Below are 18,718 nucleotides of genomic sequence, written 5' to 3'. Positions count from 1 at the left end.
ATCGTGACACCGGCGCCGAACACCGCGAAATCCCCGCGACGCCGCCGCGGGCGGTCCCGGGGACAACGCCGCCGGCCCTTATAGGCTTCCCGGGTGATCGAGATCGACGAGACGTCCGACCTGGTGGCACCCCTGGTGATCGCCGCCTTCGAGGGCTGGAACGACGCCGCCGACGCGGCGTCGTCGGTCATCGACCACCTCGTCGAGGTCTGGAACGCGCGGGTGGTCGGCACCGTCGACCCCGAGGACTTCTACGACTTCCAGGTCAACCGCCCCGCGGTGACCACCGACGACAACGGGCACCGCAAGATCATCTGGCCCACGACGCAGATCGCGATCGCCTCCCCGCCCGACCTCGACCGCGACGTCATCCTCATCCGCGGCATCGAGCCGAGTATGCGGTGGCGCCAGTTCTGCGCCGAGCTGCTCGCCGTCTGCGACGAGCTCGGCGGCGAGCTCGTCGTGACCCTGGGCGCGCTGCTCGCCGACACCCCGCACACCCGGCCGATCCCGGTGTCGGGGACCGCCACCGAGCCCGAGCTGGTCGACCGGCTCAAGCTCGAGCCGTCGACGTACGAGGGGCCGACCGGCATCGTCGGCGTCTTCCAGGACGCCTGCGTGCGCCTCGACGTCCCGGCGGTGTCGTACTGGGCCGCCGTCCCCCACTACGTGGCGCAGCCGCCGTGCCCGAAGGCGACGCTCGCGCTGCTGGGCCAGCTCGAGAACCTCCTCGAGGTCTCGATCCCGCTCCTCGACCTCGCCGAGGACGCCCGTGCCTGGGAGCGCGGCGTCGACGAGCTCGCCGAGGAGGACGAGGACATCGCCGAGTACGTCCGCTCCCTCGAGGAGACCCGCGACACCGCCGACCTCCCCGAGGCCTCCGGCGAGGCGATCGCCCGCGAGTTCGAGCGCTACCTCAAGCGGCGCGGCGACGAGCCCGAGCCCGGCCCCGGCCCTGCCTGACCGGGGCGAGGTTTCCCCGGTCGACCGGGGAAGTCTGAACTTGACGGGCGAGATTGCGGCCCCCCAGTTCAGGGATCCCCGGTCGACCGGGGAAATCCCGGGCCGGGACGCCGGCAGCTAGAGCAGGACGCCGAGCGCGGCGTCGACGACGGCGAGGATCGCGGCGGCGGCGTCGGGGTCGGAGTTGTCGGCGAGGCCGTCGGTGCCGAGGGTGGCGGCCACCCAGGCGTCGACGGCGGCCAGGGCGCGCGGGGCGTCGAGGTCGTCGGCCAGGGCGGCGAGCACCTCGGTGACGACCGGCGCCGACGGGGCGCCGGCGCCGAGGGCGACGGCGCGGCGCCACAGCGCCAGGGCGTCGACGGCGTCGAAGAGCTCGGCGTCGGTCCACTCCCAGTCGCTGCGGACGTGGTGGCGCAGCAGCGCCAGGCGGATCGCCATCGGGTCGATGTCGCTGTTGCGGAGGGCGGAGACGAAGACGAGGTTGCCGCGCGACTTCGACATCTTCTCGCCGTCGTAGCCGACCATGCCGGAGTGGCTGTAGACCTGCGCGAACGGCGTGCCGGGCGTCAGCGTCTGGGCGTGGCCGGCGCACATCTCGTGGTGCGGGAAGATCAGGTCGCTGCCGCCGGCCTGGACCTCGAAGCCGGCGCCGAGGTGGTGGCGGGCGATGGCGGCGCACTCGATGTGCCAGCCCGGCCGGCCGGGGCCGAACGGGCTGTCCCACGACGGCTCGCCCTCGCGCTCGCCGCGCCACACGACGCAGTCGAGCGGGTCACGCTTGCCGGGCGTGTCGGGGTCGCCGCCGCGCTCGCCGAAGAAGCGGAGCATCGTCTCGCGGTCGTAGCCGGACTCCTGGCCGAACGCCGGGTCGGCGGCGACCGCGTAGTACAGGTCCGGCCCGACGCGGTAGACCGCGCCGGCCGCCTCGAGCTCCTGGATCATCTCGACGGCGAGCGGGATCGACTCGACCGCGCCGACGTAGTGCGCCGGCGGCAGCACGCGCAGTGCCTGCATGTCCTGGCGGAACAGCTCGGTCTCGCGCTCGGCGAGCTCGACCCAGTCGATCTTCACCTTGGCGGCGCGCTCGAGCAGCGGGTCGTCGACGTCGGTGACGTTCTGCACGTAGCTGACCTCGTGGCCGGCGTTGCGCCAGGCCCGCAGCAGCAGGTCGTAGCCGACGTAGGTGGCCGCGTGGCCGAGGTGCGTGGCGTCGTAGGGGGTGATGCCGCAGACGTAGAGGCGAGCGACCCCGGTGTCGCCCGGGCCGACGGTGACGCGGCCCTGGCTGGCGGTGTCGTGCAGGACGACCGCCGGGGCGGTGACGGCGAGGGTCGGGACCTCCGGGGCGGGCCAGGAACGCATGGGGCGAACTCTAGTGACCCCGCGGCCGCTCCCCGCGCGCCGGTCGGCGGTGCCGGCGTCCGCGCCGCCTCGCGGGGGCACGGCGTCCGGCGGTTCCCCGCTGGTGCGGTGCCCTCAGAAGGGGGGCCACGGGATCGCGGGGTGCTCGCCGCGCGGCACCGGCATCACGCCGCGGTCGAGCAGCCGGCGGCAGCGCCGGACCAGGGTGTCGATCTCCAGGTCGGTCAGGTGGTCGGCCAGGACGTCGCCCAGCTCGCCACCGACGGCCGCCACCACCCGCTCGACGCCGGCGACGTGCTCGTCGTCGAGGGGGTAGCCGTGCCAGCCCCACAGCACGGTGCGCAGCTTCGGCTCGTGGTGGAACGTCAGCCCGTGGTCGACGCCGTAGCGGTGCCCCGACGTCATCTCGAGCACGTGGCCGCCCTTGCGGTCGGCGTTGTTGGTGATGACGTCGAGCACGGCCATCCGGCGCAGCGCGGCGCCGTCCTCGTGGACCAGCGTGACCTCGCGGTCGTGCTCGTCGAGACCGTCGAAGACGGCCAGGAACCCGTCCGGCACCGACGCGCCGCGCACGAGCGTCACGGCGTCCTGCCCGGGGTCGGGCTCCTGCCACTCCTGGAGCATCCCGGTGCCGTGGGGCCCCTCGCCGAGCCAGGTGCGCGGGATGACGTCCCAGCCGGTGGCCTGCGAGACGGCGTACGCCGCGACCTCGCGGTCGGCGAGGGTGCCGTCGGGGAAGTCCCACAGGGGCCGCTCCCCCGCGACCGGCTTGTAGACGACCTTGGTGCCGTCGAGGTCACCCAGGAACGTCGCGTTCGACGCGGGCATGATCCGCCCACGCAGCTCCAGCTCGGCCACCTCGTGCCCGCCGGACCTCAGGGCGCCTGCGGGTCGCGACGCCGGAACCCGTTGGCGCGCACGCACAGGTGGCCCTCGGGGTCGATCGGCTCGCCGCAGAACGGGCAGGTCGGCCGGCCGGCCTCGAGGACCTGCTCGGCGCGCTGCACGAAGGAGCGCGCGGCGGCCGGCGTGATCCGGACGAGGAAGACCTCCTCCGGCTCGGGCTCCTCGACCTCCTCGTCGGCCTGGTCGGGCGTGACGATCGCGGCCTCGCTGAACGGGAAGACCTCGATGACCACGCGCTCGTCGCTCGGGTCCCACGACAGCGTCATCGTGCCGGCGCGGAACTCCTCCTCGATGGGCTGCTCGAGCGGTGCGGAGTCCTCGAGCCCGAGGGGGGCGACGGCGGGGACGACCTGCGAGGTCGACGTGGCCATCACCTCGTCGAGGAGCTCGTCGACGCGCTCGGCGAGGGCGGCCACCTGCTGCTTCTCCAGCGAGACCGAGGTGACGCGGACGCCGGTGCGGGCCTGCAGGAAGAAGGTGCGGGCGCCGGGTTCACCGACGGTCCCGGTGACGAAGCGCTCCGGCGGGTCGAAGCGGTGGACGATCGGCATGCTCACCAGCCTAGGAGACGGTGCCTGGCGGCGTGCCGGGGCCCGCGCCGCCGCCCACCGGGGCGTCGGCGCTCGCGCGGCGGCGACGTCCCTTCCTCGCCGGCGGCGGGTTCAGCCAGGCCAGGTCGCCGGCGTGGGTGTTGGTGGCCAGCACGTAGGGCCGTGACGGCGTGTAGCGCACGATCGAGAGCGAGGCCGGGTCGACGTTGATCCGCTGGAACAGGTCGAGGTGCATGCCGAGGGCGTCGGCGAGCACCGACTTGATGATGTCGCCGTGGCTGACCGCGACCCAGACGGCGCCCGCCCCGTGCTCGGCCTCGACGGCGGCGTCGTGGCGACGGATCGCCGCGACCGACCGGGCCTGCATCGTGGCCATCGACTCCCCGCCCGGGAACGCCGCCGCCGACGGCTGGCTCTGCACGGTCCGCCACAGCGGCTCCTTGGCGAGGTCCTTGAGCAGCCGGCCCTGCCACTCGCCGTAGTCGCACTCCGAGATCCCCTTGTCGGTGAGGACCTTGAGCTCGTCGTCGCGGCCGGCGAGCAGCGCCCGGGCCGTCTGCCGGCAGCGCTCGAGCGGGCTGCTCACGACCGCGGCCAGCCGGACCGGCGCGATCCGCTCCCCGGCCCGGGTGGCCTGCGCGGCGCCGACGTCGTCGAGGCGGACGCCGGCGAGCCGGCCGGCGAGCATGCCCGACGCGTTGGCCGTCGTCCGGCCGTGTCGGACGAGGATCACGGTTGCCATGTCCTGGACTGTAGAAGGTCTACCGTGAGCGCGTGATCGTCGACAGCGCCGTCTACCGGCACGGCGTCCGGATCCCCGTCGACTGCTCCTCGCACGACTACCCGGCACTCCGCGCCGCGGCGGCGGCCGAGGGCGGCTTCGTGTGGCTCGGCCTCTACCAGCCCAGCGGGGTCGAGCTCGGCGAGGTCGCGGAGGCCTTCGGGCTGCACCGGCTCGCCGTCGAGGACGCCGTCAAGGCCCACCAGCGGCCCAAGCTCGAGCAGTACGGCGACGACCTGTTCCTCGTGCTCAAGACGCTCTGGTACGTCGACGAGGACGACGCCGTGGAGACCGGCGAGATCAACATGTTCGTGGGCCACGACTTCGTGATCACCGTCCGGCACGGCAGGGGCTCGCAGCTGCAGGCCGCGCGCCACTACCTCGAGCACACCGAGCACGTCCTCACCAAGGGTCCGGTCTCGGTCGTCTACGCCGTGTGCGACACCGTCGTCGACGCCTACCTCGAGGTCGTCGAGGACCTCCAGGAGGACGTCGACGAGGTCGAGGAGTCGGTCTTCTCCGACGCGCGCACCAAGGACTCGGCCCGCATCTACACGCTCAAGCGGGAGATCGCGGAGGTGCGGCGGGCGGTGATGCCGCTGCGCGAGCCGATGCGCCGCTTCGCCTCCGGCACGGTGGTGGGTGTGGAGAACGAGGAGGCGGCGCCGTTCTTCCGCGACGTCATGGACCACCTCACCCAGGCCGCCGAGGCCGTCGACACCCTCGACCAGCTGCTCTCGACCGCCTTCGACGCCCACGTCGCGGCGATCTCGGTGCAGCAGAACGACGACATGCGCCGCATCTCGGCCGGCGCCGCGCTGGTCGTGGTGCCGACGTTGATCGCCGGCGTCTACGGGATGAACTTCGAGCACATGCCCGAGCTCCAGTGGAGCCTCGGCTACCCGTTCGCGCTGCTGCTGATGGGCGGTGTGGCCGCGGTGCTGTTCTGGTTCTTCAAGCGCTCCGGCTGGCTGTAGGAGCGCGGCCGGGGCTCAGGCCACCAGGACGCCGGTCGCCAGCAGCACCAGCGTCGCGATGCCGAGCGCGACGCGGTAGAGGACGAACGGCGTGTAGGAGCGGGTCGAGACGTAGCGCAGCAGCCACGCGATGGCGGCGTAGCCGACGACGAACGACACGACCGTGCCGACCAGGGTCGGCCCCCAGCCGTAGGGGTTGTCGCCGCCGGGGATCTCCTTGAGCTCGAACAGCCCCGCGCCGACCACGGCCGGGATGGCCAGCAGGAACGCGTAGCGGGTGGCGGCCTCGCGGTCGTAGCCGAGGGCCCGGCCCATCGACAAGGTGGCGCCGGAGCGGGAGACGCCGGGCACCAGCGCCATCGCCTGCGCCGCGCCCATCAGGACGGCGTCGCGCAGGGTCATCTGCCGGATCTCCTTCTCGGTGCGCCCGAAGCGGTCGGCGACACCGAGCACGACGCCCATCACGATCAGGGTCGTGGCGATGATCCAGAGGTTGCGGAAGTCGCGCTCGATGAGGTCCTTGAGCAGGATCCCGAGCACGACGATCGGCAGCGACCCGATGATGATGAACCAGCCCATGCGGGCGTCGATGTGGCCGCGCAGCTCGGGCTTGAGCAGCGAGCGCACCCACATCGAGGCGATCCGCCAGATGTCCTCGCGGAAGTAGATGAGCACGGCCAGCTCGGTGCCGATCTGGATCACCGCGGTGAACGCGGCGCCCGGGTCGCCCCAACCGAAGACCTCCGGGAAGATGCGCAGGTGGGCGCTGCTGGAGATCGGCAGGAACTCCGTCAGACCTTGGACGATCCCGAGCACGACGGCCTGCAGCAGCTCCCACACCCGCACAACGGTAGTGGTCGTGCCCGCGAGCCACCGCGTCGAGCCCTGGCGTGTTCGTCTAGGTTTTCCGTCATGCAGCAGCGTTCCCTGGGCTCCACCGGTCTGCGGGTGTCCCGCCTGGGGCTCGGCACGATGACGTGGGGTCGCGACACCGACGAGCACGAGGCCCGCGACCAGCTCATCGCCTTCGCCGAGGCCGGAGGCACCCTGGTCGACACCGCCGCGGGCTACACCGACGGCGACTCCGAGCGCCTGGTCGGCTCGTTCATCGGCGACGTCGTCGCCCGCGACGAGATCGTCCTGGCGACCAAGGCGGGGATCTCGCGGCGCTCGGGCGAGCGGCGCACCGACACCTCGCGCGGGCACCTGCTCACCACCCTCGACGCGTCGCTGGTCCGGCTGGGGGTCGACCACGTCGACCTGTGGCAGGTGCACGTGTGGAGCGACGAGACGCCGCTGGAGGAGACGCTCACCGCGCTCGACCTCGCCCAGTCGTCGGGCCGGGCGTCCTACGTGGGCATCTCGAACTACAGCGGGTGGCAGACCGCGCAGTCCGCCACGTGGCAGCGCGCCGTCCCCGGACGCGCCACGCTGGCCTCGACCCAGGTCGAGTACTCGCTGCTCAACCGCCACGTCGAGCGTGAGGTGCTGCCGGCCTGCGCGGCGCTCGGCCTGGGCGTGCTGCCGTGGTCCCCGCTGGGCCGCGGCGTGCTGACCGGCAAGTACCGCACCGGCACCCCGTCCGACTCCCGCGGCGCCTCGCCGACCTTCGCCGGCTTCGTCGGCGCCTACCTCGACGACGACAGCGCCCGGATCGTCGAGGCCGTCGTCCGCGCCGCCGAGGGACTCGGCTGGACGCCGCTCGAGGTCGCCCTCGTGTGGGTCCGCGACCGCCCGGGCGTCACCGCCCCGATCGTCGGGGCCCGCACCGCGCAGCAGGTCCGCGGCGCGCTCAGCACCGACGACAAGGTCCTGCCCGACGAGATCGTCGCGGCGCTCGACGACGTCTCGAGGGGGGCGCTGGCATGACCCGTTCCGATCGTCGGGCACCACGCCCGGGCGTGGTGTGGGAGTTCGACAAGGTGTCCTACTCGCGCGAATTCCCCCGCAACGTCGTGACCAAGCTCCTCGTCGAGCGGGCCGAGCACGGCGGCTGGGAGCTCGACCGCGTGCGGATCGGCGCCGACGGCACCCGACGGGTCATCCTGCGCCGCAAGATCATCCGCGCCGTCCGCACCGCCTGAGCCGGTGCTGCGGCCGCTCCTCCCCCCGGGGCCGGCTCAGGCCTCGGCGAGGAACCGGTCGAAGACCCGCGCGCCGAACTCGAGGGCGTCGACCGGCACCCGCTCGTCGACGCCGTGGAAGAGCGCGGTGAAGTCGAGGTCCGCCGGCAGCCGCAGCGGGGCGAAGCCGTAGGAGCGCACCCCGAGCTTGCGGAAGTGCTTGGCGTCGGTGCCGCCGCTCATCGTGTACGGCGCCACGACGCCCTCGGGGTCCTCGGCGAGGATCGAGCGGGTCATGGCGCCGACCAGGTCGCCGTCGTACGGCGTCTCCCACGGCTGCTGGTGCGACAGGAAGTCCCACTCGACGCCGTCGCCGCAGAGCTCGCGCAGCGTCTGGAAGAACTCGTCCTCGTAGCCCGGCAGGAACCGGCCGTCGAGGTGGGCGGTCGCCTCGGTCGGGATGACGTTGACCTTGTAGCCGGCCGAGAGCTGCGTCGGGTTGACGGTGTTGCGGATCACCGCGCCGAGCATCCGGGCGGCTCCGCCGAACTCCTCGATCAGCGCCGGCGCGGTCTCCGGGGTCGCCTCGGTGCCGGCGAGGTCGGCGACGGTCGCGAGCAGGACCTCCATCGTCGGGGTCAGCCGCACCGGCCACTCGTGGGCACCGATCCGAGCCACCGCGCCGGCCAGGCGGGTGACGGCGTTCTCGCTGTTGATCATCGAGCCGTGCCCGGCCCGGCCGCGGGCGGTCAGCCGCATCCAGGCCATCCCCTTCTCGGCCGCCTCGATCAGGTACAGCCGGCGGCCGCGCACCATCGTGCTGAAGCCGCCGACCTCGCCGACGGCCTCGGTGCAGCCCTCGAGCTCGTCGCGGTGCTGCTCGACGACCACCTGGGCGCCGTGGTGGCCACCGGCCTCCTCGTCGGCGGTGAAGCAGAGGACGACGGGCCGGTCCGGCACGTCGCCGGCCCGCTGGCGCGCGCGCACGACGGAGAGCAGCATCGCGTCGAAGTCCTTCATGTCGACCGCGCCGCGACCCCAGACGTAGCCGTCCTGCACCTCGCCGCTGAACGGGTCGACCTGCCAGTCCTCGGCGGCCGCCGGGACGACGTCCAGGTGGCCGTGCAGGAGCAGCCCGTCGGTGCGGGCGGGGTCCGCCCCGCCCCAGTGCGCGACGACCGACGTGCGACCCGGGGTGGCCTCGTGGAGCCGGGACTCGATGCCGACCTCGTCGAGCAGCGCGGCGACGTACTCGGCCGCCTTGCGCTCCCCCGGACCGCCGGTGCCGTCGGGCTCGCCGTAGTTGCTGGTGTCGATCCGGATCAGCTCGCGGCACAGCTCGACCACCTCTCCCGCGGGGTCGTGGGCGGGGTCACCGGCGGGCGTCGTGCGGGGCTCCGAGTCCATGCGCCCATCCTGGCACCGACGCGAAGCAACCGCGGTGTCCCCCGATGCGGAACCCCACGAGCCCCTTTGCTACTGTTCCGATCGCACTCGTCCGGGTGGCGGAATTGGCAGACGCGCTAGCTTGAGGTGCTAGTGCCCGTATTAGGGCGTGGGGGTTCAAGTCCCCCCTCGGACACAGAACCACCGGAACGGCGGCCCACGGGTCGCCGTTCTCGTGCTTTTCGCCCGGTCTCACCGTCGCCGGTCCGCCCGGGCGCGGGGTGTGCGCCGGGCCGGCGCGGGTAGGACCGTCGCATGCACCGGACCCGTCTCGTGACCCTGGCTCTCGCGCTCGTGCTCGTCGTCGCGACCGGCTGCTCCGGCGCCGACGACGAGGACCCCGGGACCCAGCCGCCGACCGAGGAGGCTCCCGTGGTGGCGGCGCTCGAGACGGCCTGGACGGCCCCGTCGATCGGCCAGCACGACGTCGTCACCGTGGTGGCGAACGACGACGGGGTGGCGGCGGCCCTGGACGACGGCGTCGTCAAGATCGACCCCGCGACCGGTGACCGGACCTGGCGGGTGCCGGCCCGCGGCGTCTGTACCGCCCGCGAGGCCGGCGACGGGTCGATCGTGCTCACCTACTCCGACCGCGGGCCGAACACCCCCTGCCGCTGGGTGGGCGTCGTCGACCCGGTCGCCGGCGCCTGGCGTTGGCGCACCCGGATGCCCGAGCCGATGGACGACATCCCGGAGCGGGCCGAGGCAGCGCTCCAGGTCGGTGACACGACGGTCACGGTGATCACCGCGTGCTGCTACAGCGTCGCCCTGCGCTACGACCTTCGCACGGGCCGCGAGCTGCGCACGGTCGACCCGGACGTGACCGGGTGGGGGGCCTGGGTCGTGTCCGACGGCCAGCTGATCGCGACGACGTCCGGTCTCGACCGGCACTCCCGGGTGCGCCTGACGATGCGCGACGCCGACAGCGGCAGGAGGCTGTGGTCGCGGACGGTCGTGGAGCTCGTGGAGGAGAACGTCGCCAGCGCCATCGTCAGCGCGGACCCGCTCGTCCTCGCGACCTCCGAGCGCGGCCACCAGCTGATGTGGCGCCTCGACGAGAGGACCGGCGAGCCCCTGACCCCGATCGGGCCCCAGTCCATCGACCACTCCCTGTTCGCCACGAGGTCGCTCGGCGTGCACGACGGCGCGGTCGTCGTGGCCCGCGGGTTCCAGTCACCCCTGGCCACCGGGTCCGGTGGTCTCGCCGCCTACGACGTCGAGACCGGCGCCGAGCGCTGGTCGGGCTTCCCCGCCGGCGGCGGGTTCGTCGGGTTCGACACCGAGGACCGGCCGGTCGTGCTGAGCGGCGGCGGCCTGACCAGCACGGGGGCGCTGGTCACCCGCCACTCGATGGACGACGTCGAGGACTACGACGTGCTCGGCACCGTCGAGACGTCCGCGTTCGCCTTCGCGACCGTCGTCGACGACCTGGTCGTCGTCGCCACCGGCGCCGGGCTCGTGGCGCACCGCCTCCCCGACGAGGGCCAGGACGTCGAGGTCGACCTGCCGTCGTCGACCTGGGACCAGCAGCTCCTCGCGGGCCAGCAGGCCGACGAGAGCCGCTGGGAGGACGACGACGTCCGGCCCGGCGCGATCGACACCTGCCACCCGTCGAGGACGACCCTACGGGCCTTCGGCCTGCACCGGCTCGACCTCCCCGCCCAGGCCGGCTGCCGCTGGTTCGAGCGGCAGGAGCCCCTCGGGGTCACGCGGGACCTCGAGGTCGGCTACCGGATCCTCTCCCCGCCCGCCGACTCCGGGATGACGGCGGTCGAGGCCGCCCAGGCCGACGTCGAGCAGGCCCGGGAGAAGCGGCCCTACGGCGCGGGGCCGGTCGACCCGCCGCGCCACCGCCCGGTGCGGGGTCTCGGTGACGAGGCCTACGCCTCGGTGCTCACCGGCCCGGGCGCCTACGGCGAGGTCCACCTGCTGGTGCGGGTGCGCAACGTCGTCGTCGAGGTGTCGGCGCGGGGCGAGGCCGACGCCACCGACGTGCGGGGCGCCTCGGTGCCCGGCTACGTCCTCGAGGACACCGCCGTCGCCGCCGCGACCGACGTGCTCGCGCAGGCCGGCCTCGACCTCGACGTCGACCCGCTGCCCGCACCCGACCCCGGCGCCGTGACCCGGGCCCGCCCGGTCTGCCGGGCGCTCGCTGCCGAGGCCCGAGCCGTCGTCGAGCCCACCCGTGGCCTCGACCAGCGCGCGCCCGTCGACCCCGAGCGGCGCACGGCAGGGTGCTACTGGGGCGTGGGCGACGGGGCGATCGTCGTCGACGACGGCGAGCGGCAGTACTCGAGGTACGCCAAGGTCGGCGTCCACGCGGTGCGCGGCAGTGCGCTGTCCGGGCGGACCGGCGAACAGCTCGCCGAGGACGTGTTCACCGACCTGCGGGCGGGCCACTCGTTCTACTACGAGAAGCCGCGGCCCCTGGACGACGTCGGCGACCAGGCCCTCCTCTTCCCCGCCCTCGGGTGGTCCGAGGAGGCCAAGGTCGTGGCCCGGGTCGGGAACGTGGTGGTCCAGGTGACCGTCAACGACCAGGCCGACGAGGACCTGGCAGCGAGGAACGAGGCCGCGGCCGCCCTGGCCCGGGCGGCCCTCGCCCCCTACCGCTGAACCCGACCCGCGAGCCCCGTCGGGCATTCTTTTGATTGATTCAAGAAAATGGGCCAGACTCCGGTGATGGTCACCCCACCGGACGTCGAGAGCATCCTGCGTGCCACGTCGCTCCGGGTCACCAAGCCACGGGTGGCCGTGCTGGCCGCCGTGCACGAGCACCCGCACGCCGACACCGACACCGTGATCGGCCTGGTCCGGGCCCGGCTCGGCGAGGTCTCCCACCAGGCGGTCTACGACGTCCTGCGCGCCCTCACGACCGCGGGGCTGGTGCGACGCATCCAGCCGTCGGGCTCGGTGAGCCGCTACGAGGCCCGCGTCGGCGACAACCACCACCACGTGGTGTGCCGCTCCTGCGGGGCGATCGCCGACGTCGACTGCACGGTCGGGCACGCGCCGTGCCTCGACCCGGCCGCCGGCCACGACTTCCTGGTCGACGAGGCCGAGGTCATCTTCTGGGGCACCTGCGCGTCCTGCCGTGCCCCGGCCCCACCTGTCCCGAGTTCCTGAATCGTCCCGCACCACCCGAGGAGATGCCTGTGTCCCAGCACGACCACGAGACCGTCGAAGCCGACATGAACACCGAGGCCGCCGGCGGCTGCCCGGTGCACGCCGGTCGGATGGGCCACCCCACCGAGAGCGCGAGCAACACCGACTGGTGGCCCAACCAGCTCAACCTCAAGATCCTGCGCAAGCACCCCGGCGTCGCCAACCCGATGGGCGAGGACTTCGACTACCGGGCCGCCTTCGAGAGCCTCGACCTCGACGAGCTGGCCCGCGACGTGGACGCCCTGATGACCGACTCGCAGGACTGGTGGCCCGCCGACTTCGGCCACTACGGCGGTCTCATGGTGCGCATGGCCTGGCACAGCGCCGGCACCTACCGCGTCAGCGACGGTCGCGGCGGCGCCGGGGCCGGGATGCAGCGCTTCGCGCCGCTCAACAGCTGGCCCGACAACGGCAACCTCGACAAGGCCCGCCGGCTGCTGTGGCCGGTGAAGAAGAAGTACGGCTCGCGCGTGTCCTGGGCCGACCTGATGGTCTTCGCGGGCAACCGCGCGCTGGAGACCATGGGGTTCGAGACCTTCGGCTTCGCCGGCGGTCGCGCCGACGTGTGGGAGCCCGACGAGGACGTCTACTGGGGGCCGGAGCGCACCTGGCTCGGCGACGAGCGCTACACCGGTGACCGCGAGCTCGAGCGTCCCCTCGGCGCGGTCCAGATGGGCCTGATCTACGTCAACCCCGAGGGCCCGAACGCCAACCCCGACCCGCTCGCCTCGGCGCGCGACATCCGCGAGACGTTCGCGCGGATGGCGATGAACGACGAGGAGACCGTCGCCCTGATCGCCGGCGGCCACACGTTCGGCAAGACCCACGGTGCCGCCGACCCCGAGCAGCACGTCGGTGCCGAGCCGGAGGGCGCCTCGATCCTCGAGCAGGGCCTCGGCTGGAAGCAGGGCTTCGGCTCCGGCAAGGGCCGCGACACCATCACCAGCGGCCTGGAGGTCACCTGGACCTCCACGCCGGTGCAGTGGGGCAACGGCTTCTTCGACAACCTCTTCGGCCACGAGTGGGAGCTCACCAAGAGCCCCGCCGGCGCGTGGCAGTGGCAGGCCGTCGGTGACGACGCCGCCAACACCATCCCCGACCCGGAGACCGGCGAGCTCGACCGCCGCCCCACGATGCTCACCACCGACCTGGCGCTGCGCGAGGACCCGGTCTACGCGGAGATCTCGCGCCGCTTCCACCAGGACCCGGACGAGTTCGCCGACGCCTTCGCCCGCGCCTGGTACAAGCTCACCCACCGCGACATGGGCCCGAAGCAGCGCTACCTCGGTCCCTGGGTGCCCCAGGAGGAGCTGCTGTGGCAGGACCCGGTTCCGGCCCTCGACCACCCGGTGGTCGACGCCGAGGCGGTCGCCGCGCTCAAGGCGAGGATCCTGGCCACCGACCTGACCGTGCCCCAGCTGGTCAAGGCCGCCTGGGCCGCGGCGTCGTCCCACCGCGTCAGCGACCGGCGCGGCGGCGCCAACGGCGGCCGGATCCGGCTCGAGCCGCAGCGTGGCTGGCTGGTCAACGACCCCGACGAGCTCGCCCCGGTGCTGCGCGTCCTCGAGGGCGTCCGGGCCGACTTCAACGCCTCGGCCACCGGCGGCGTCCAGGTCTCGCTGGCCGACCTCGTGGTGCTCGGCGGCGCGGCGGCGGTCGAGCAGGCCGCCCGGGCCGGCGGCCACGACGTCCAGGTGCCGTTCACGCCCGGTCGCACCGACGCGACGCAGGAGCAGACGGACGTCGAGTCCTTCAGCCACCTCGAGCCCACCAGCGACGGCTTCCGCAACGTCCTCGGCAAGGAGGGTCGCCTGCCCGGCGAGTACCGCCTCGTCGACCGCGCCAACCTGCTCGGCCTCTCGGCCCCCGAGATGACCGTGCTCGTCGGCGGCCTGCGCGTGCTCGGCGCCAACACCGGTGCCAACGCCAAGGGCGTGCTCACCGACCGGGTCGGCACCCTGAGCAACGACTTCTTCCTCAACCTGCTCGCCACCGACGTCGACTGGACCGGCATCGAGGGCGACGACGACGGCTTCACCGCCGTCGACCGCGCCAGCGGCGAGCCGCGGTGGACCGGCAGCCGGGTGGACCTGGTGTTCGGGTCCAACTCGGAGCTGCGCGCGCTCGCCGAGGTCTACGGCAGCGACGACGCCGCCGAGAAGTTCGCGCACGACTTCGTCAGCGCCTGGGCCCACGTGATGGACCTCGACCGCTACGACCTGGTCTGAGCCCAGCCCCCTCCGGGGCGCCAGCACGACGAGCCCGGGTCGGTCCCCTCCAGGACCGGCCCGGGCTCCGGTGCGTCGTGGGCACGGACGGGCAGGGGTGGTCGGCGGTGGCGGTGTGCGGGGTCAGGGCAGCCAGACCGGGTCCATCGCGACCAGGGTCCGACCGGCCGCGTCGAGTCCGCCGACCTTCCTCCCGTTGCCGGACAGCCGCACCGTGACGAGGACGTCGCCGAAGCGGTAGGCGCGCGTCCACGAGTCGCCGGAGACCGCGCACGGCGCCGAGCACGGCGGCGCGGACGACGTCGACCCGACCTCGATCCACACCGTCCGGGTGCCGGTGCCGTCGTCGAGCTCGACCCGGCCGACCCGCACGGCCGGCGGGTCGCCGTCCCCCGCACCGGCGTCGGGGCCGGTGCCCCCGCGGACCGGCGACACGCGCACGCCGGCGCCGACCCGGGCGGGCAGGACGGCGGCGAGGGTCCGGCTCATCCGGTCCGCGGCGATGGCCACGGCCCCGGGCGCCGGCGGCTGGTCGAGGCGCACCACCGGGACCGGCACCGACAGGTCCCCGTCGCGCGACCAGGTCACGCCGGCTGCGGACGCCCACACGGCGGCGCCGACGAGCACCACGGCACCGGTCTCGCGCAGTCGCCGGTGGCGCGCACGGACGCGCGTGCGGCGCACGACCGGGATCTCGTGTCGACCGCTCTTGTCGAGCCGCACGGCATCGGTGATGCTCGGCGACACCGGCGTCGGGAGGGAGGACGAAGCGGGCGCCCGGAGGGAGATCTCGTGCGCTGATGTGGGAGACGCGCGTGGCACGACAAAATCCCCCTCGAAAATTTGTTCACCAAGACGCAGACGTTTGCCAATTTCTTTGACAAAATGTAACCAGCATCCAGGCGCGACCGATCCGGTTGCGCCCCTTTTATCTAGGAGACAACCTCATGTCGAAGTTCCGCGCCCTCGTCGTCACCGCCCTGCTCGCCGGCTCGCTCACGGTCGGCTCGGTGGCTGCCACGACCGCTGAGGCCAAGGCGCCCGGCAAGAACGGCCCGGTGATGCGCGAGGGCTCCAGCTGGTGCTGCTGAGCTATCCCGTTCCGACCGCCGTCCTCGACGACACCGTCGTCGGACGGGTCAGACCCGTCGACGCTCCGGCTCGTCGGAACGCATCGAGTGCGTCGTCCATCGCTCCGTGCTGCTGGAGCAGGGTGCCGAGCTCGAACCACATCTGAGCGGACTCACGTCCGGCTCCCACACCATCGAGAATCACGATCGCGTGGCGGAAGAACTCGACCGCCTGCTCGACGTGGCCTCGGTGGATCGCGATCTGTCCGAGCACGAGGCGCGCCTCCGAGGCCAGCATCAGGCTGGTGTCGCGCGTCTTCTCGAAGCAGTCCTCGGCCAGGCGCTCCGCCTCCTCGGCGTCCCCGACGAGCAGACGAGCCTTGGCGAGTCCGAGCTGGACGCGACCGCGGTCGACGACGCTGGCATCGGTGAACGCCATCTCGTCGCTCGACTGGGTCAGGTTCAGGAACGCACCGTCGACCTCCGGCGGGTCCATCTTGAGCTGGAGCAACCCCAGCTGGAGGCGCAGGCGGGCCATGTTGCGGGCGTCGTGGGTCTGGTCGAGCAGCGCGACGGCCTTCTGGGCCAGGGGCAGGGCGGCCGAGATGTTGCCCTGACGCTGGTGGACGATGCTGCTGTTCCAGTAGGCCGAGGCACGCGCGGTCGGCGACTCGAGCAGCTCGGCACTCTCCACGGCGCGCTCGCACAGCCGCAGCGCGTAGTTGATGTCGCCACGCTCGAAGTGCGCCGCCGCGACGGTGACCGCGAGCTGGATGCCCTCGGCACTCCCCCGCAGCTCGGTCGCGTCGACGAGCTGCTCGGCGCGCTCGCCGACCTCGCACGCCCGGGCGAGGTCGCCCTCCTCGCGGTAGCAGCGGCTCAGGGCGATCAGGGCCTGGATGAGGGGCAGTCCCTCGGTGCTGGCCGCGACGACGTCCTCGAGCCCGAGGATCGCGTCGGCGAGCCGGCCGCACGCCTCGAGCGCGAGGGCCCGCTGGTACCGGGCGCGCACCGCGACCTCGTCGGGGACGTCGTCCTCGGCGAGCAGGCGGTCGACCCGGCTCAACGCCGAGCCCGACTGGCCGGTGCGCAGGTCGAGCTCGACGTAGTCGACCTCGAGGGTCAACCGGGCCAGCAGCTCGGCAGCGGCGGCGTCCTCGTCGGGGGCCAGCAGTTCGTCGGGGTCGCAGCCGAGCCGGTCGGCCAGCAGGACCAGGAGCTCCGCGCTCGCGCGGCGCTGCCCGCCCTCGATGCGGGAGATGTAGGCCGTCGACATGTGGTCGCCGGCAGCCTCACCCTGCGTGAGCCCGGCGCGCTGCCGGGCGTACTTGATCCGCGACCCCACGAGGGCCGCGTCGATGTTCTTCGCCCGCACTCGGAGGTCGGGTGTCACGCGCTCAGACAGATGCACGCGGCCATTGTGCCCGAATGTGCCAACAATTATGCGGGAAGTTGCCTGAATGTGGGGATTTCGTGGATTTCCAACAGCGTCCAGACGTGTTCCAGAGGCACGTTGTACCCGCTTCCACGACGTTCAGAACCTGGTGACCGGGAAATGATTCACGCGATCGACTCGCGCGGTTCATCCACGCGGTGAACTCACGCGCTCGTGCGGGTCGACCCGGCCCAGTCGGGGTCGCTGTCGGCGCCACCCTGCAGGTCGCCGCCGGCCGACGTCGCGTCCGCCCCGCCGGCGAGGGCGCGCAGGACCGCCTCGTCGAGCGAGAGGTAGGGCACGCCGGGTGCCAGGTCCCGACGGGCGTCGTCGTCGCGCACCAGCATGTCGTGCGAGAGGCTGTGGACCAGGGCGCGCACGGTCGAGCGCGGGATGCCGGTGATGAGGGCCACGGCCTCCCCCACCAGGGCCACCGGCGCGAGCAGCACCGGCACCTGGGGTCGCTCCAGCCCGGCGAGGCTCGCGAACCGCGCGAGCAGGTCGGCGTAGGCCAGGACCTCGTCGCCGCCCACGTCGTAGGAGCGGTTCCGCGCCGGGCCGTCGAGCGCCGCCACGAGCAGGCGGACGACGTCCTCGGCGGCGATCGGCTGGATCCGGCCCGACATCCACGTCGGCAGCGCCGTCACCGGGAGCCGCTCGGTCGTGCGGCGCATCACCTCGAACGACATCGAACCGGCGCCGAGGACCATCGAGGCGCGCAGCACCGTCGCGGGCACCGCGCCGTCGAGGAGGATCTGCTCGACCTCGTGGCGGGAGCGGAGGTGGTCGGAGAGCTCCCCGTCGGGGAACAGCCCCGACAGGTAGACGATCCGCTCGACGCCGGCCCGGGCGCAGGAGTCGACGACGTACTCGGCCGCCTCGCGGTCGCGGCGCACGAACTCCCCCGCGCCCATCGAGTGCACCAGGTAGACGACGGCGTCGACCCCCCGCACCGCCAGGTGCACCGAGACGGTGTCCTCGACGTCGAGGTGGCGGCGCTCGACGTCGTCGGCCCAGGCGAAGCGGTCGACGGCGGCGAGGTCACGGGAGCCGACGACCACGTCGTGGCCCGCGGCGACCAGGACGGGCACCAGCCGGGAGCCGATGTAGCCGGTGGCACCGGCGACGAGGACGCGCATTGCTCGAACGTACGGGAGACTGCGGCGGTGACCACCACCCCCACGGCCCGACCAGCGCCGTTCCGTGTCGGCTTCGTCACCGGCGCCACGCCCGACAAGTGGGGGCGCACCTGGCGCGATCGTCGGCGCGAGCCGCTCGAGCTGGTGCCGGTCGTCGAGGAGGAGCAGGAGACGCGGCTGCGCGACGGGTCCCTCGACATGGTCCTGGCCCGGCTGCCCGTCGACCGCGACGGCGTCCACTGCGTCCCGCTGTACGACGAGGTCGCGGTCGTCGTCGCCGGGGTCGACCACTTCGTGGCGGCCGCCGACGAGGTCGAGCTGGCCGACCTGGCCGAGGAGCAGCTGGTGCTGCCGCACCCCTCGGGCTGGACGCCGGACGCCGACCAGCTCGCCTGGCCGGCCATGTCGCAGCGCGACGCCATCGAGACGGTCGCGGCCGGCACCGGCGTGGCGATCGTCCCGATGTCGGTGGCCCGGCTCTACAACCGCAAGGACGTCGTGACCCGCCCGGTCGTCGACGTCGCCCCCACCACCATCGGCCTCACCTGGCTCGTCGAGTACGACGACGAGCGCTGCCAGGCCTTCGTCGGCGTCGTGCGGGGCCGCTCGGCCCGCTCGAGCCGGGGCTGACC

The 18,718-nt window shown here is 73.2% G+C and carries 18 protein-coding genes and 1 tRNA gene; 10 read left to right on the top strand and 9 right to left on the bottom strand.

Going from position 1 to position 18,718, the window contains the following annotated elements; genetic code table 11:
* Positions 1-93: 93 nt before the first annotated feature.
* A complete protein-coding gene (locus FE634_RS10075; protein ID WP_137291870.1) occupies positions 94-963 on the top strand; it encodes a PAC2 family protein in 870 nt (289 codons plus the stop codon).
* 117 nt (positions 964-1,080) lie between these two features.
* Here FE634_RS10075 and mshC read toward each other — a convergent pair whose 3' ends face one another.
* The 4 genes from mshC to FE634_RS10055 all read right to left on the bottom strand — a co-directional run bounded on the left by mshC (position 1,081) and on the right by FE634_RS10055 (position 4,524).
* Positions 1,081-2,325: a cysteine--1-D-myo-inosityl 2-amino-2-deoxy-alpha-D-glucopyranoside ligase gene (mshC, locus tag FE634_RS10070; protein ID WP_138875790.1), complete on the bottom strand. Its 1,245-nt coding sequence runs from the start codon at positions 2,323-2,325 to the stop codon at positions 1,081-1,083.
* A gap of 114 nt (positions 2,326-2,439) precedes the next feature.
* Positions 2,440-3,183 carry an SCO1664 family protein gene (locus FE634_RS10065; protein ID WP_246060474.1) on the bottom strand — a complete coding sequence of 248 codons (744 nt, stop codon included), beginning with the start codon at positions 3,181-3,183 and terminating at the stop codon, positions 2,440-2,442.
* A 17-nt stretch (positions 3,184-3,200) separates the two neighbouring features.
* Positions 3,201-3,782 (bottom strand): DUF3090 domain-containing protein, encoded by a 582-nt coding sequence (locus FE634_RS10060; protein WP_137291872.1) that lies wholly within the window; start codon positions 3,780-3,782, stop codon positions 3,201-3,203.
* A 10-nt stretch (positions 3,783-3,792) separates the two neighbouring features.
* Positions 3,793-4,524 carry a histidine phosphatase family protein gene (locus FE634_RS10055; protein ID WP_137291873.1) on the bottom strand — a complete coding sequence of 244 codons (732 nt, stop codon included), beginning with the start codon at positions 4,522-4,524 and terminating at the stop codon, positions 3,793-3,795.
* Positions 4,525-4,556: 32 nt separating this feature from the next.
* Between FE634_RS10055 and corA the strand changes: the two genes are divergently transcribed.
* Complete coding sequence (corA, locus tag FE634_RS10050) at positions 4,557-5,540, top strand: magnesium/cobalt transporter CorA (RefSeq protein WP_137291874.1); 984 nt, start codon at positions 4,557-4,559, stop codon at positions 5,538-5,540.
* A 15-nt stretch (positions 5,541-5,555) separates the two neighbouring features.
* Here corA and FE634_RS10045 read toward each other — a convergent pair whose 3' ends face one another.
* Positions 5,556-6,380, bottom strand: a complete 825-nt coding sequence (locus FE634_RS10045; protein ID WP_138875789.1) for an undecaprenyl-diphosphate phosphatase — start codon at positions 6,378-6,380, stop codon at positions 5,556-5,558.
* 72 nt (positions 6,381-6,452) lie between these two features.
* Here FE634_RS10045 and FE634_RS10040 point away from each other — a divergent pair, with 72 nt between their 5' ends.
* Both FE634_RS10040 and FE634_RS10035 read left to right on the top strand, forming a co-directional pair.
* On the top strand, positions 6,453-7,409 hold the full coding sequence (locus tag FE634_RS10040) for an aldo/keto reductase (RefSeq protein WP_138875788.1): 957 nt from the start codon (positions 6,453-6,455) through the stop codon (positions 7,407-7,409).
* Positions 7,406-7,624: a DUF5703 family protein gene (locus FE634_RS10035; RefSeq protein ID WP_222847699.1), complete on the top strand. Its 219-nt coding sequence runs from the start codon at positions 7,406-7,408 to the stop codon at positions 7,622-7,624. Before FE634_RS10040 ends, FE634_RS10035 begins: the two co-directional genes overlap by 4 nt.
* A gap of 36 nt (positions 7,625-7,660) precedes the next feature.
* Here FE634_RS10035 and FE634_RS10030 read toward each other — a convergent pair whose 3' ends face one another.
* Positions 7,661-9,010 (bottom strand): M20/M25/M40 family metallo-hydrolase, encoded by a 1,350-nt coding sequence (locus FE634_RS10030; protein ID WP_138875787.1) that lies wholly within the window; start codon positions 9,008-9,010, stop codon positions 7,661-7,663.
* Between the two features lie 89 nt (positions 9,011-9,099).
* On the opposite strand from FE634_RS10030, the gene FE634_RS10025 reads away from it, so the two are divergent.
* The 4 genes from FE634_RS10025 to katG all read left to right on the top strand — a co-directional run bounded on the left by FE634_RS10025 (position 9,100) and on the right by katG (position 14,442).
* Positions 9,100-9,185 (top strand) — tRNA-Leu (locus FE634_RS10025).
* A gap of 119 nt (positions 9,186-9,304) precedes the next feature.
* Positions 9,305-11,665, top strand: a complete 2,361-nt coding sequence (locus FE634_RS10020; protein ID WP_148240556.1) for an outer membrane protein assembly factor BamB family protein — start codon at positions 9,305-9,307, stop codon at positions 11,663-11,665.
* Positions 11,666-11,731: 66 nt separating this feature from the next.
* Entirely contained in the window at positions 11,732-12,175 is a 444-nt protein-coding gene (locus FE634_RS10015) for a Fur family transcriptional regulator (protein WP_137291879.1), read from the top strand.
* A 23-nt stretch (positions 12,176-12,198) separates the two neighbouring features.
* A complete protein-coding gene (katG, locus tag FE634_RS10010; protein WP_212721353.1) occupies positions 12,199-14,442 on the top strand; it encodes a catalase/peroxidase HPI in 2,244 nt (747 codons plus the stop codon).
* Positions 14,443-14,565: 123 nt separating this feature from the next.
* Here katG and FE634_RS10005 read toward each other — a convergent pair whose 3' ends face one another.
* Complete coding sequence (locus tag FE634_RS10005; protein WP_148240555.1) at positions 14,566-15,165, bottom strand: hypothetical protein; 600 nt, start codon at positions 15,163-15,165, stop codon at positions 14,566-14,568.
* A 224-nt stretch (positions 15,166-15,389) separates the two neighbouring features.
* Between FE634_RS10005 and FE634_RS21015 the strand changes: the two genes are divergently transcribed.
* On the top strand, positions 15,390-15,533 hold the full coding sequence (locus tag FE634_RS21015; protein WP_170981402.1) for a hypothetical protein: 144 nt from the start codon (positions 15,390-15,392) through the stop codon (positions 15,531-15,533).
* A 1-nt stretch (position 15,534) separates the two neighbouring features.
* Here FE634_RS21015 and FE634_RS10000 read toward each other — a convergent pair whose 3' ends face one another.
* Positions 15,535-16,923 carry a tetratricopeptide repeat protein gene (locus FE634_RS10000; RefSeq protein WP_137291881.1) on the bottom strand — a complete coding sequence of 463 codons (1,389 nt, stop codon included), beginning with the start codon at positions 16,921-16,923 and terminating at the stop codon, positions 15,535-15,537.
* A gap of 188 nt (positions 16,924-17,111) precedes the next feature.
* Positions 17,112-18,086, bottom strand: a complete 975-nt coding sequence (locus FE634_RS09995) for an NAD(P)H-binding protein (RefSeq protein WP_137291882.1) — start codon at positions 18,084-18,086, stop codon at positions 17,112-17,114.
* Between the two features lie 27 nt (positions 18,087-18,113).
* Between FE634_RS09995 and FE634_RS09990 the strand changes: the two genes are divergently transcribed.
* Complete coding sequence (locus FE634_RS09990; RefSeq protein ID WP_138875782.1) at positions 18,114-18,716, top strand: LysR family transcriptional regulator substrate-binding protein; 603 nt, start codon at positions 18,114-18,116, stop codon at positions 18,714-18,716.
* Positions 18,717-18,718: the final 2 nt, after the last annotated feature.

It is taken from the genome of Nocardioides sp. S-1144 (assembly GCF_005954645.2).
GTDB lineage: Bacteria > Actinomycetota > Actinomycetes > Propionibacteriales > Nocardioidaceae > Nocardioides > Nocardioides dongxiaopingii.
This window is presented reverse-complemented; position numbering and strand designations above follow the sequence as displayed.

Bases quoted from the DNA above. Each gene is read 5' to 3' on its own strand.
- FE634_RS10060 (WP_137291872.1), bottom strand. From the start codon at position 3,782: ATGCCGATCGTCCACCGCTTCGACCCGCCGGAGCGCTTCGTCACCGGG.
- FE634_RS10030 (WP_138875787.1), bottom strand. From the start codon at position 9,010: ATGGACTCGGAGCCCCGCACGACGCCCGCCGGTGACCCCGCCCACGAC.
- FE634_RS21015 (WP_170981402.1), top strand. From the start codon at position 15,390: ATGTCGAAGTTCCGCGCCCTCGTCGTCACCGCCCTGCTCGCCGGCTCG.
- FE634_RS10040 (WP_138875788.1), top strand. From the start codon at position 6,453: ATGCAGCAGCGTTCCCTGGGCTCCACCGGTCTGCGGGTGTCCCGCCTG.
- FE634_RS10015 (WP_137291879.1), top strand. From the start codon at position 11,732: ATGGTCACCCCACCGGACGTCGAGAGCATCCTGCGTGCCACGTCGCTC.
- FE634_RS10035 (WP_222847699.1), top strand. From the start codon at position 7,406: ATGACCCGTTCCGATCGTCGGGCACCACGCCCGGGCGTGGTGTGGGAG.
- FE634_RS10055 (WP_137291873.1), bottom strand. From the start codon at position 4,524: ATGGCAACCGTGATCCTCGTCCGACACGGCCGGACGACGGCCAACGCG.
- FE634_RS10020 (WP_148240556.1), top strand. From the start codon at position 9,305: ATGCACCGGACCCGTCTCGTGACCCTGGCTCTCGCGCTCGTGCTCGTC.
- FE634_RS09995 (WP_137291882.1), bottom strand. From the start codon at position 18,086: ATGCGCGTCCTCGTCGCCGGTGCCACCGGCTACATCGGCTCCCGGCTG.
- mshC (WP_138875790.1), bottom strand. From the start codon at position 2,325: ATGCGTTCCTGGCCCGCCCCGGAGGTCCCGACCCTCGCCGTCACCGCC.
- katG (WP_212721353.1), top strand. From the start codon at position 12,199: ATGCCTGTGTCCCAGCACGACCACGAGACCGTCGAAGCCGACATGAAC.